The organism is Stenotrophomonas sp. FW305-3-2-15-E-LB1 (genome assembly GCF_058787375.1).
Genome location: NZ_JBYSZR010000015.1, coordinates 54,993 through 67,683 on the forward strand (window position 1 = coordinate 54,993; position 12,691 = coordinate 67,683).

Below are 12,691 nucleotides of genomic sequence, written 5' to 3' on the forward strand. Positions count from 1 at the left end.
CGGTTCGGTTACTTGTCGCAGCCCTGCAGTTTCAGCACCTGGCCGGGGCGCAGGCTGTAGCTGGGGGCCTTCAGGCCGTTGGCGCGCGCCAGGGTCGGCAGTTCGCACTGGAACTTCGCCGCGATGCGGCCCAGGGTGTCGCCCTTGCCGACCTTGTAGGTCTTGGCAGGCTTGGCCCTGGGCGCAGCCGGACGCGGCGCAGCCACCGGCGCGCTCGGTGCGGTCGGCACCGTGGTACTGGCATTCGGGTCGGCCAGCGGCACCACGCCACCCACCGCCACGCTGCCGGTGTAGCTGGCGGCGGTCGGGCGCACGATGGCCGCGTTCAGGTCGGCGGTGATGAGGGTGCGGGCGAGGTCCGCGCGCGGGCCGCTGACGCAGTTGCGCTGGTACAGGCCGGCAATGCGGGTGGTGGCATTGATCAGCGTGCCGGCCGGAATCCAGCCATCGGCTTCATAGCGCGGATTGAGGTTGCGCAGCACGCGCATGTAGCCATCACGGGTGCCGTGGCTGCCCAGGCAGATGGTCAGCTCGTAGATGGTGGTGGACTTGGCCAGGCGCAGCGTCGCCGGCTGCGCGCTGATCTTCGGGAACTCCACGCCGTACTGCTGCGGGTGCAGGAAGATCCAGGCGGCAGCGATCACCATCGGCACGTAGTCCTTGGTCTCGCCGGGGAACTGGTTGTAGACGCTGTCGGTCCAGAAGCTCTGCCCGCCGCTCTGCTTGAACACGCGCGCGGCGCGGCCTTCGCCGCCGTTGTAGGCGGCCACCGACATTTCCACGTTGTTGTTCAGTTCGCGCAGGCGCTCGTTGAGATAGCTGGCGCTGGCTTCGGCGGCACTGCGCGCGTCAAAGCGCGTATCGAAGCCGGTGCCGTCCGGGCCCAGCCCGAAGCGGCGGCCGGTGGCAGGCATGAACTGCATCAGGCCGGCAGCGCCAGCGCGCGAGGAGGCATGCACGCGGCCATTGGATTCCTTGGCCATGATGCCGAACAGCAGCGCTTCGGGCAGGCCGCGCTTTTCCCACTCGGGCCACATCACCGCGCGCAGGTTCTGGTAGTTCTCATAGCTGGTCAGCAGCGCCGGGCGCATGTCGGTCAGCCAGCGGCGGATGCCCGCCTGCACGGCCGGGTTGTAATCGACCATGTTGTCGAAGGCATGGCGCTTGTCGTTGAGGAGGGCCGCGGCGCGGGCCGCCTCGGGCACATCGGCGGTGAGCGGGCCGACGTGGTCCGGGTCGGCTTCCAGGCGGTCGCCGCTTTCATCGGCGGCGTCATCGCTGGCGGCCGCATCGGCATCACGCTTGAGCAGGCGCTTGTAGGTGGCCAGCATGTTGCTCATCTGGCAGCCCTTCTGCTTCACGCATTCGCTGATGACATCTTCCATGTCCTCCAGCGCGGCGTCGGCTTCGTTGCTGCCCTTCGGGTCGGAATTGGCGACCAGCAGCAGGGCATCGCTGTAGCGTTTCTCGGCGGTCGCCATGCGCTGCTGCAGCGCCTCGGCCTTCGCCTGGTCCCGCGCCGAGACACGCTGCGCATGGGCGTCGGGCGCCAGGGATACCAGGCCGGCAAGTGCCAGCAGCGGCCAACCACGGGAAATCAGGACAGGAACGGGCATTGGTGGCACTGTGTGCGAAACAGGCAGGCAGAGTAGCGGGGCCGCCAAGGTCCGGGCAACCCGGCCGTCGGCCCGCCACCGTCGCCGGTTAACATTGGGCGCATTCACCACAAGGGCTGGACCATGGATCCGATTCTGCTGGGCAAAGGCATCACCGATGATGTGGCCGTCACCCTGCTGCCGAAACTCGGCAACCGCCATGGCCTGGTCGCCGGTGCCACCGGCACCGGCAAGACCGTGACCCTGATGACCCTGGCCGAGGGTTTCTCGCGGCTGGGCGTGCCGGTGTTCCTGGCCGATGTGAAGGGCGATGTGTCCGGCCTGGCCGTGCCCGGTACCGGCGCCGATGCGCTGCTGCAGCGCGCCGCCGATATCGGGGTGGCCGACTATGCCCCGGCCGCCAGCCCCACCGTGTTCTGGGATCTCTACGGCAAGCTCGGCCACCCGGTGCGCACCACCATCAGCGAAATGGGCCCGACCCTGCTGGCGCGCATCCTGGAGTTGAACGACACCCAGGCCGGCGTGCTCGACATCGTCTTCAAGCTGGCCGACGACCGCGGCCTGCTGCTGCTGGACATGGATGACCTGCGCGCCCTGCTCGGCCTGGTGGCCGAGGAGCGCAAGGACATCTCCACCGAGTACGGGCTGGTCAGCGCGCAGTCGATCGCCGCCATCCAGCGCTCGGTGCTGCGCCTGGCCCAGGACGGCGGCGAAGGGTTCTTCGGCGAACCGGCGCTGGAACTGGCCGACCTCATGCGGGTCAACCACGACGGCCGCGGCGTGGTCGGCATCCTCGCCGCCGACCAGCTGGTGCTTAAGCCCAAGCTCTATTCCACGTTCCTGCTGTGGCTGCTGTCGGAACTGTTCGAGCAGCTGCCCGAAGTGGGCGACCTGGACAAGCCCAAGCTGGTCTTCATCTTCGACGAGGCGCACCTGCTGTTCGACGACGCGCCGGCCTCGCTGGTGCAGCGCATCGAGCAGGTGGTGCGGCTGATCCGCTCCAAGGGCGTGGGCGTGTACTTCTGCTCGCAGTTCCCCGGCGACGTGCCGGGCAACATCCTGGGCCAGCTCGGCAACCGCGTGCAGCATGCGCTGCGCGCCTTCACCCCGCGCGACCAGAAGGCGGTGAAGACCGCCGCCGAGACCTTCGTGCCGAACCCGAAGCTGGACGTGGCCAAGGTGCTCAGCCAGCTCGGCACCGGCGAAGCACTGGTATCCACGCTGCAGGACAAGGGCGTGCCGATGCCGGTGCAGCAGACGATGATCGCCCCGCCGCGCTGCCGGATGGGGCCGATCACCGAGGCCGAGCGCGCACAGGTGCGTGCGGGCAGCCCGGTCGGCACCCGTTACGACACCGCGGTGAACCGCGAATCGGCAGCCGAGCTGCTGGCCCAGCGCGCGCAGAAGGCGACCGAGAAGGCCGCAGCCCCGGCCGCCCGCAGCCGCGAACAGGATGACGCGCAGGAAGGCGGCTTCGGCCAGTCGATCAAGGATGCGATCTTCGGCACCAAGCGCCGCCAGGGCATGATCGAAACCATGGCCAAGCAGACCACGCGCACCGTCGGCACCAAGCTGGGCAACCAGATCGTGCGTGGCATCCTCGGCGGCATCTTCGGCGGCAAGCGCTGATCTGCTGCTGCCCCGCTCCCCATTTGTCATCCAGAAAAGAAGTCGTACCGCATGACCCGCTGGCGTCCCCCCGCAGAAAAAAGCACCGCCCTGATTACTGCCACCGGCCACGCCCGGCTGAAAGCCGAACTGGATGACCTGTGGCGCGTGCGCCGCCCGGAGGTGGTGAAGGCGCTGGCCGCCGCCGCTGCCGAGGGCGACCGCTCGGAGAATGCCGAGTACACCTACCGCAAGAAGCAGCTGGGCGAAATCGACCGCCGCGTGCGCTACCTGACCAAGCGCCTGGAATCGCTGCGCGTGGTCGACACCACGCCGACCGACCCGCAGGCGGTGTTCTTCGGGGCGTGGGTGGAGCTGGAGAACGTGGACAGTGGCGAAACCAGCCGCTATCGCATCGTCGGCCCGGACGAGACCGATGCAGGGCTGGGCTGGATCAGCATCGACTCGCCGCTGGCGCGGGCGCTGCTGAAGAAGCGCATCGATGACGAGTTCGCGGTTGAGCTGCCCGGTGGCCAGTTCACGTTCGCGGTGATCGGCGTGGAGTACGCGGCGCCGTAACGTCGACGGTCGGTCGACTGCGCCGCTGCTGGTAGAGTCGACTGTTAGTCGACTATCGCGCGCAGCGCGGGGGTTTTCATGGACCCAAGGGCAAAGCAGTCGACTAACAGTCGACTCTACCGACAGTCGACTCTACCAACAGTCGACTCTACCAACAGTCGACTCTACCGAAGCAGAGGCAGCGGCGGCGGGTACTGGCGGCCGGCGCGCAGCGGACGGAAATAGTCGGCGTTGCCGTAGAAGGCGTCATCCTGCTGCTCATGCCAGCCGGGAATACCCGCCAGCGGCAGCGGCCGCAGCTGCAGCGGATCGCCCAGCACCCTGCCCTCCCCGATGGCGCGCGCCACCGTGTCGATGCACGCGGCCTCCTCTTCAGCCTGCACCAGCACGCACTTGCCCACCAGCAACCGGCCCGGCAGCAGCGCCTGTTCCATCAGCGCGTGGCCGAACACCGCCACGATGCCGATGCCGCCGCCCTGCCAGTGCGACGGTTCAAACAGCGCGCGCCAGTCATGCGCATCCCACGCGGCCAGCACGGCGGGATCGCGCACCTGCACGACCACACCGGTTTCATCGAACTGGGTCAGCGCGGCCTGCGCGCGGTTGCGCTGGCCGGGCGCCATCGCCGCGATGTGCCGGCACTGCTGGGCATTGAGCGCGCGCTTGAGCGACGGCAGGCTGGCCCAGACCAGTGCGTTGAACAGGTCGTGCCAGTTGTCCGCGCGGGTAGCGATGCGGCCCTGGGCAATGCGGGTTTCGTAGTGCAGGCCGTCGGCCAGCAGGGCCGCATCCTGCTCCACCAGCTGCACGCCCGGCAGTACCAGCCGGGCATCCAGCGCGGAGACGGCCGGCCACCTGGGTCCGGCCAGCAGATCGGCGAAACCGCGCACGCCGGCAAACAACGGATGGTCGAACACCCGCGCATCGACCGCCGCACGCAGCGGCGGGATGAAGCGACGAGGGCCGCCTGCGTCGCAGCGGGCGGCCGTCGCTGCGGTCACAGCACCTTGAGGTCGAACGCCGGGCGGGCAGCGCTGGGCAGCGCGTCACCGTACAGGTCGTGCTCGTCGCTCTCGGTGATCTCCACATTGACGAACTCGCCCACGCGCAGCGGCACCTGGTCGGCGTTCTGGATGTGCACCAGGCCGTCGATTTCCGGGGCATCGGCCTTGGAACGGGCCACGGCGATATCGCCTTCGATGGCATCGACCAGGCACTGCTGCACGGTGCCGATCTTGGCTTCCAGGCGTGCAGCGGAAATCTGCGCCTGCTTTTCCATGAAGCGCGCCAGGCGCTCCTGCTTCACTTCTTCCGGCACGGCGTCCGGCAGGTCATTGGCGGTGGCGCCCTCGACCGGCGAATAGGCAAACGCGCCCACGCGGTCCAGCTGCGCTTCGTCCAGGAACGACAGCAGTTCTTCGAACTCGGCCTCGGTCTCGCCCGGGAAGCCGACGATGAAGGTCGAGCGCACGGTGATGTCCGGGGCGATGCGGCGCCAGTTCTGCACGCGCTCGAGGGTCTTCTCGACCGCGCCGGGGCGCTTCATGAGGCGCAGGATGCGCGGGCTGGCGTGCTGGAACGGAATGTCCAGGTACGGCAGGATCCGGTTTTCCGCCATCAGCGGCACCACCTCGTCCACGTGCGGGTACGGGTAGACGTAGTGCATGCGCACCCAGGCATCGAGCTCGGACAGGCCTTCGCACAGTGCCTTCAAGCGGGTCTGGTAGGCCTTGTCGCGCCACATCTTCTCGGCGTACTTCACGTCCACGCCGTAGGCCGAGGTGTCCTGCGAAACCACCAGCAGTTCGCGCACGCCGCCGCGCACCAGGCGCTCGGCTTCGCGCAGCACCTCATCCACCGGGCGCGAGACCAGCTTGCCGCGCATCGACGGGATGATGCAGAAGCTGCACTTGTGGTTGCAGCCTTCGGAAATCTTCAGGTACGCGTAGTGGCGCGGGGTCAGCTTGATGCCGACATCCCCCTCAAATTCGCCGAAGCCAAGGCTTCGGCGCGGCACCAGGTCCACGAACGGGTCGTGCTTGGGCGGCAGCGCTTCGTGCACCGCTTCCATCACGCTCTGGTAATCCTGCGGGCCGGACACCGCCAGCACGTTCGGGTACGCCTCGCGGATCTGCTCCGGGCGCTTGCCCAGGCAGCCGGTGACGATGACCTTGCCGTTCTGGTTCATCGCCTCGCCGATGGCGTCCAGCGATTCGGTCACCGCCGAATCGATGAAGCCGCAGGTGTTGACCACCACCACGTCGGCCGAATCGTAGGACGGGACGATGTCATAACCTTCCGAGCGGAGCTGGGTGAGGATGCGCTCGGAATCGACAAGGGCCTTCGGGCAGCCAAGGCTGACGAAGCCGACTTTGGGGTTCAGCTGGGACATGGAAATCGCGGGACTCTGGGGGCCTGGGCCCCTGCCGGCATGGCAGGGGGTCCTGGGGGCCGGGGCCTGAAAGGGCGCCAGTATAACGGGGTTGGTGCGCCACCTCTGAACGACACATCGGCTGATCCCCTGCCCGCTCGGCGCCCTACCGCCTGAGCGTGTACCACCCGTCGTCGGGCGGTATCGAACGACCGTCAACATCGCTTTCTTCGCGGAAGGCTTCAGGCCTCAACAGTTGCAGGAACTGTCGCCTTGCGGCCGGTATGCCCTTCAACCGCCATTGGCTGACAGAAGCGGAGCTCACCTCGCATATGCGGGCCACCCTGCCGGTCCCTCCCAGGCGATCGATGACGGTAGAAGCACTAGGATTTTTTCATGGCCTGAAATTAGACACACCTAATCCATCGGTCAATAGCTACTCCTAATTAGCTAGGAATTAGTCTTTCCTAATGACTACTCTTTCTGAACGCTTGGCCCGTGCACTCCGACACGCACAGATCACCAAGGCCCATCTGGCCCGAGAGGTCGGCGTTTCAGCACCGAGCGTCCATAACTGGTTCAGCGGAAAGGCAAAATTTCTGCGTGGCGCGAACCTCTTGGCGGCGGCCAAGGTGCTGGGGGTCAGTGAATCCTGGCTCGCGACCGGTAACGGCACGATGCTGCCCCCAGGCGCCATCGCAGATGGCAAGCCGGCGGTCGAGGAGGTGGGACCGCCTCCGGGATACGTTCGCTTCAACGTCCTGGAAGCAGACACGGGTGTCACCTACGACACACCCGAGGTGATGAGAACGATCGAGGTTGCCGAATGGGAGGTGCGACGGAAGCTGGGCTTCCTGCCGCAGCCCGGACGCATCCAGATCATCACCGGTCGCGGCCCCTCGATGCGGCCCAAGCTGGAAGATGGCGACATCGTCTGGATCGATACCAGCTTCGATCACTTTGACGGTGACGACTACTACCTCATCACCCTTGGCGGCGAAACGCAGATCAAGATGCTGCAGAAGCGGGGCGATGGCCTGTACGTGGTGAGCGTGAACACGGACTTCCCGCCCTATCGCCCCGAGCCCGGCAACGTCAGCATCCTTGGCAAGGCGCTGGTCCATGCGGGGCTGCGCAAGTTCTGAGTGTCATCGGAAGCCACTGTCGTCGATGCCGCTTGCAACATCGCGATTGGTGCCCGGCTCTGAATGGCCAGCCGCCTGATCGGGCACAGCCGCTGACACGCCGCTAACCCGGCCAGCGTCGACAATGCAGGCCTGTCCCCTGCAACGAGGTACCCGACGATGTCCGAATGGATCACCCTGGATACGCATCATGGCCCGGTCCGCGCCTGGCAGGTCCTGCCCGTGGGCAAGCCGCGCGCGGCGCTGGTGGTCATACAGGAAATCTTCGGGGTCAACGCGCACATGCGCGGGGTCGCCGAGCGCTTCGCCGCCGAAGGCTACGCGGTGCTGGCGCCGTCGTTCTTCGATCTGGTCGATGGCCCGGAGTCCGACCCCGACGCCCTGCCCTACAGCCCGGAAGGCGTGAAGGACGGCCTGGAGCGGGTCAACACCCTGGGCATGGAGAAGGCGCTGGAAGTGGTGCGCGCTGCGGCGACGCGCCTGGCCCCCTACGGCAAGGTCGGCACCGTCGGCTACTGCTGGGGCGGCAGCGTGGCCCTGCTGGCGGCGATGCGCCTGGGCCTGCCGTCGGCCAGCTACTACGGCGGCCGCAACGTCAATTTCCTCGACGAAACGCCCAAGGCCCCGGTGATCTTCCACTTCGGCGCCCAGGACAAGAGCATCCCGCCGGAGGCCGTGCAGGCCCACCGCGAAAAGCTGCCGCAGATGGCCACCTACGTCTATCCGGCCGACCACGCCTTCAATCGGGAGGTCGGACATGCGTATGATCCAGACAGCGCCGCCCTGGCGCTGCAACGCACCCTCGATTTCTTCACGGAGCATCTTGGATGAGCGATTTCGAACTGGATTCACGCCTGGCCACCGACAGCGTGCTGGTTGCTGAAGGACCGTTGTCGCAAGTGCGGTTGATGAACGACGAACGATTCCCCTGGCTGGTCCTGGTGCCGCGCCTGGCCGGGATCACCGAGTGGATCGAGCTGGACGGCGAGCAGCAGGACAAGCTGCGCACCGAACTCAACCGCGCCTGCAAGGCTCTGCACGGCTCGGACGGGGTGGAGAAGATCAACATCGGGGCGCTGGGCAACATCGTGCGCCAGCTGCATTTCCATGTGATCGGCCGCCACGACGGCGATCCGGCCTGGCCCGGCCCGGTCTGGGGCAGCGGGCCGGCGCACCGTTACGAGCCGGCCGCGCTGGACCAGCATGTCGCCTACTGGAAGGAACGGCTAGGATATCCGGCCCACCCCTGAGCCTTTGACGACCCGATGCGATTCAATCTTGTCGCCGCCATCCTGCTGATCCTGATCGGCTTGTTCATGCTCGCCAGCAACCTGGGCTGGACGCACCTGAATGTTTCCAAGCTGTTCCTGACCTGGTGGCCGGTCGGCCTGGTCGGCGTCGGCATCGCGATGCTGTTCGGACGCGGCAAATAAGGTAGCGCCGGGCCACGCCCGGCGAATCTGTCCAACGCCGGGCATGGCCCGGCGCTACCGACAGGTGGCTCAGGTACGCGGCAGGGTCACGCCGGTCTGGCCCTGGTACTTGCCACCGCGGTCCTTGTACGAGGTTTCGCAGACATCGTCGGCCGCCGCCTGGAAGAACAGCATCTGAGCCACGCCTTCGTTGGCGTAGATGCGCGCCGGCAGCGGCGTGGTGTTGCTGAACTCCAGGGTCACGTGGCCCTCCCACTCCGGTTCCAGCGGCGTCACGTTGACGATGATGCCGCAGCGGGCATAGGTGCTCTTGCCCAGGCACACCACCAGGGTGTCGCGCGGGATGCGGAAGTATTCCACCGTGCGGGCCAGCGCGAAGCTGTTGGGCGGGATGATGCACTCATCACCGACGATGTCCACGAAGCTGCCCGGATCGAAGTGCTTGGGGTCGACGATCGTGGAGTTGATGTTGGTGAACACCTTGAACTCACGCGAGCAGCGCACGTCGTAACCATAGCTGGAGGTGCCGTAGCTGACGATGCGCTCACCGTTGGCATGCTTCACCTGCCCGGCCTCGAACGGCTCGATCATGCCGTGCTGCTCGGACATACGGCGGATCCAACGGTCACTCTTGATGCTCATGCTTTGTCCTGGGTGCGAGGGGCGCGTGGATTCTAGCAGGGGGCCGGGCAACCGCGCCGCAGCCCCGCGGTTGCTGCCTCAGAGCAGCGAGGACAGGATCTGGATCGACGCCCGCGGGCGCTTGCCCACTTCCTCCACCAGGCGCTCGGCGGCCCGGCGATACGCCTGGGCGGCGGTCGAATCGGGCTGGGCGACGGTGATCGGGCTGCCGGCATCGCCCTGTTCGCGGATATCGATCTGCAGCGGCAGCGACCCCAGCAGCGGCACGCCGTACTGCGCAGCCATGCGCTCGCCACCGCCCTCGCCGAACAGGTGCTCGACGTGGCCACAGTTGCTGCAGGTGTGCACGGCCATGTTCTCGACGATGCCCAGCACCGGCACCTCCACCTTCTCGAACATCTTCAGCGCCTTCTTCGCATCCAGCGTGGCGATGTCCTGCGGCGTGGTGACGATGACCGCACCGGCCAGCGGGATCTTCTGCACCAGGGTCAGCTGGATGTCACCGGTGCCCGGCGGCAGGTCGATCAGCAGGTAGTCCAGGTCGTCCCACAGCGTGTCTTCGAACAGCTGGGTGAGCGCAGCGGTCGCCCGCGGCGCGCGCATGATCAGCGGCGTCTCGTCTTCCACCAGGTAGCCGATGGACATGGTGTCCACGCCGAACGCACGCATCGGTTCGATGCTCTTGTTGTCCGGGCTTTCCGGGCGGCCGGACAGGCCGAGCATGGCCGGCACGCTGGGGCCGTAGATGTCCGCGTCCAGCACGCCCACGCGGGCACCGAGCTGCTGCAGGGCCACCGCCAGGTTCACCGAGGTGGTGGACTTGCCGACGCCCCCTTTGCCCGAACCCACCGCGATCACGTTGCGGATGCGCGCATGGGGCGACAGGCCCTTCTGTACCTGGCTGGCGTGGGGACGACGGGCGGGGCTGTTCACTGCGGACTCCGGAAGCGGTTCGTGGGGACTGGCAACCTCCCATCATACAAGTTGGACCCGCCGGGCCAGGCGATGAAGGCGCTCCGGTTGGCACTGACGCGCCTACCGAACATCTGCTACCGTCCGAATCCGTTCACCAATCAGTCAGCTTTCGACCTCGATCAACGCGCAGCCCAAGGACAAGAAATGCACGTGATTCCCCGCTTCCGCCTAGGTACGGCCCTGGCCCTGGCCCTGGCCGGCACCTCTGCCCACGCCGCCCCCGTCCCCATTGAAGACCTGGCGCGCCTGCCGGCGCTGCAGTCGGTTTCGATGAGCCCTGACGGCAAGCACCTGGTCGCACTGATCCCGTCCCCGGCCAACCCGGAAGAAACCGCGCTGGCCAGCTGGGACACCGACAGCCTGTCCGGCGGCCCGAAGGTGGTCACGCCGTCTGGCGACCGCATGAAGTTCATCGCCGCCGCGGCGCTGAAATCCGACCGCATCCTCGCTGTCGGCCGCCAGGAATGGACCGGCCAGCTGGGCGGCTGTGGCGAAGGCAGTGTTTCCGGCGCGACCAAGACCTTCGTGGTCAAGACCTACCTGACCGACACGACCCAGAAGGATTTCGGCGAAGCCTTCGCCGACAACACCCGCAAGCTGGGCGTCAGCGAGCAGACCCAGCGCTGCCTTGAACTGGGTGGCACCGCGTCGCTGGTCAACATGCTGCCGCTGGATCCGGACCGGGTGATCATCCGCCAGCTGAGCGAAATCTCGCTGACCGCCAACTACTATCTGTACAACCTCAAGACCAAGGAAACCGAGCTGCTGTTCCGCGGCGGTACGCGCGCCCAGCCCGCGCTGTTCGACGCGCGCACCGGCAAGGTGCTGGCCAAGGCGCAGATCGAACCGGTCAGCGGCGACTACGAGCAGCAGGTGCTGATCCTGGACCCGTCGTCCGGCCAGTTCGTGCTGCAGAAGCCCCTGCTGTCCAAGCTGTCCAACCGGCACACGGTGGAGCTGGCCGGCGTGGATGACGCCACCGGCAAGTACTACATCCTGACCGACCTGTTCTCGGACAAGGTCCAGGTCCATCTCTACGACGCAAAGCTGCAGAAGTTCGACCCCGAGCCCGTCCTCGCCAACCCGAACTTCTCCATCGCCAGCCTGGTGTTCAGCACCCAGCCGAAGACCTTCAACCAGGTCGTGGGCTTCACCATCGATGGCCCCAGCGCGCAGACGGTGTACGTGGACCCGACCCTGAAGTCGATCCAGGACACGCTGAAGCAGGCCGCCGGCGGGCGCCAGGTGGAAATCGCCCGCTACAACGATGATTTCTCGCGCATCCTGTTCCGCGCCGTCGGCCCTGATGCGCCCACCAGCTACTTCCTGCTGCTGGACCGCAAGAATGTGGTCAGCCTGGGCAGCGAGCGCCCGTGGATCGCCAAGGGCGCCACCGGCGAAGAGCGCTGGGTCACCTACAAGGCCCGCGACGGGCGCGAGATTCCCGCCATCCTGGACCTGCCGCAGGGCTGGAAGGACGGCGACCCGGCACCGCCGGCCATCGTCAACCCGCATGGCGGCCCCTGGGCGCGCGACTACGTGCAGTGGGACGCCTCGGGCTGGATCGCACTGCTGACCTCGCGCGGCTACGCAGTGCTTCGCCCGCAGTACCGCGGTTCGTCGGGCCTGGGTCGCGAGCTGTGGATCGCCGGCGACCGCGAATGGGGCCAGAAGATGTCCGACGACAACGACGACGGTGCCGCCTGGCTGGTGTCGCAGGGCTTCGCTGCCAAGGACCGCATCGCGATCTTCGGCTACTCCTACGGTGGTTTCGCCGCTGCTGCGGCGACGGTGCGACCGAACTCGCCGTACCAGTGCGCCATCGCAGGTGCGCCGGTGACCGACCTTGCCCGCCTGGGCACGTCGTGGAGCGACAACCGCCTGCAGCGCATCCTGCAGGGGCAGACCGTCAAGGGCATGGATCCGATGCGCAACACCGCGTCGGCCAACATCCCGGTCATGCTGTTCGTCGGTGACCGCGACGTGCGCACGCCCTCGTTCCACGCACAGGGCTTCTACGACGCGGTCAAAGGCAAGGTGCCGGCGAAGTTCCGCCTGATCGCCGACCAGCAGCACAGCATGCCGTGGTACCCGCGCCAGCAGCGCGAGACGCTGGGCCTGATCGAATCGTTCCTGAAGAACGACTGCGGCCCCGGCGGCCTCTGATTTCACCCTTAACACAAAGATGTGAAGAAAAACCCTCTCGAACCTGAATCGAGAGGGTTTTTTTGCTTCAAAAGCCCCAGATGTCTTTTAAAAACAACGAGTTATAAATTTTCATATTCATATTGCATTTAGCTAACGCCCTACTTACACTCGCTT

The 12,691-nt window shown here is 66.6% G+C and carries 12 protein-coding genes; 7 read left to right on the forward strand and 5 right to left on the reverse strand.

The genetic code is table 11. From position 1 onward, the window contains the following. Window positions 1-8: 8 nt before the first annotated feature. Window positions 9-1,616: a transglycosylase SLT domain-containing protein gene (locus AC3WL7_RS12460; protein WP_283221954.1), complete on the reverse strand. Its 1,608-nt coding sequence runs from the start codon at window positions 1,614-1,616 to the stop codon at window positions 9-11. Between the two features lie 123 nt (window positions 1,617-1,739). On the opposite strand from AC3WL7_RS12460, the gene AC3WL7_RS12465 reads away from it, so the two are divergent. Beyond that, complete coding sequence (locus tag AC3WL7_RS12465) at window positions 1,740-3,245, forward strand: helicase HerA-like domain-containing protein (protein ID WP_492750486.1); 1,506 nt, start codon at window positions 1,740-1,742, stop codon at window positions 3,243-3,245. Between the two features lie 51 nt (window positions 3,246-3,296). Then, on the forward strand, window positions 3,297-3,803 hold the full coding sequence (greB, locus tag AC3WL7_RS12470; protein ID WP_492750488.1) for a transcription elongation factor GreB: 507 nt from the start codon (window positions 3,297-3,299) through the stop codon (window positions 3,801-3,803). 164 nt (window positions 3,804-3,967) lie between these two features. Here the strand turns inward: greB and AC3WL7_RS12475 are convergent, their stop codons facing one another. Continuing rightward, entirely contained in the window at window positions 3,968-4,804 is an 837-nt protein-coding gene (locus AC3WL7_RS12475; RefSeq protein ID WP_492750490.1) for a DUF3025 domain-containing protein, read from the reverse strand. Further along, a complete protein-coding gene (rimO, locus tag AC3WL7_RS12480) occupies window positions 4,801-6,195 on the reverse strand; it encodes a 30S ribosomal protein S12 methylthiotransferase RimO (RefSeq protein ID WP_492750492.1) in 1,395 nt (464 codons plus the stop codon). Before rimO ends, AC3WL7_RS12475 begins: the two co-directional genes overlap by 4 nt. A gap of 449 nt (window positions 6,196-6,644) precedes the next feature. On the opposite strand from rimO, the gene AC3WL7_RS12485 reads away from it, so the two are divergent. The 4 genes from AC3WL7_RS12485 (at window position 6,645) to AC3WL7_RS12500 (ending at window position 8,752) form a co-directional block, all read left to right on the forward strand. Continuing rightward, on the forward strand, window positions 6,645-7,319 hold the full coding sequence (locus tag AC3WL7_RS12485; protein ID WP_492750494.1) for a LexA family transcriptional regulator: 675 nt from the start codon (window positions 6,645-6,647) through the stop codon (window positions 7,317-7,319). Between the two features lie 159 nt (window positions 7,320-7,478). Beyond that, window positions 7,479-8,150 carry a dienelactone hydrolase family protein gene (locus AC3WL7_RS12490; protein WP_492750495.1) on the forward strand — a complete coding sequence of 224 codons (672 nt, stop codon included), beginning with the start codon at window positions 7,479-7,481 and terminating at the stop codon, window positions 8,148-8,150. Then, the gene (locus tag AC3WL7_RS12495) at window positions 8,147-8,569 is read left to right on the forward strand and encodes an HIT domain-containing protein (protein WP_079222646.1); all 423 of its coding nucleotides are present in this window, start codon (window positions 8,147-8,149) and stop codon (window positions 8,567-8,569) included. The genes AC3WL7_RS12490 and AC3WL7_RS12495 overlap by 4 nt, the downstream gene beginning before the upstream one ends. A gap of 15 nt (window positions 8,570-8,584) precedes the next feature. Further along, window positions 8,585-8,752 carry a LiaI-LiaF-like domain-containing protein gene (locus AC3WL7_RS12500; protein ID WP_174208692.1) on the forward strand — a complete coding sequence of 56 codons (168 nt, stop codon included), beginning with the start codon at window positions 8,585-8,587 and terminating at the stop codon, window positions 8,750-8,752. 69 nt (window positions 8,753-8,821) lie between these two features. Here AC3WL7_RS12500 and dcd read toward each other — a convergent pair whose 3' ends face one another. Next, window positions 8,822-9,394 (reverse strand): dCTP deaminase, encoded by a 573-nt coding sequence (gene dcd / locus AC3WL7_RS12505; protein ID WP_079222647.1) that lies wholly within the window; start codon window positions 9,392-9,394, stop codon window positions 8,822-8,824. Window positions 9,395-9,472: 78 nt separating this feature from the next. Further along, window positions 9,473-10,327, reverse strand: coding sequence for an iron-sulfur cluster carrier protein ApbC (apbC, locus tag AC3WL7_RS12510; protein ID WP_108758114.1), 855 nt, complete (start codon window positions 10,325-10,327; stop codon window positions 9,473-9,475). 186 nt (window positions 10,328-10,513) lie between these two features. Here apbC and AC3WL7_RS12515 point away from each other — a divergent pair, with 186 nt between their 5' ends. Beyond that, entirely contained in the window at window positions 10,514-12,535 is a 2,022-nt protein-coding gene (locus AC3WL7_RS12515) for an alpha/beta hydrolase family protein (RefSeq protein WP_492750501.1), read from the forward strand. Window positions 12,536-12,691: the final 156 nt, after the last annotated feature.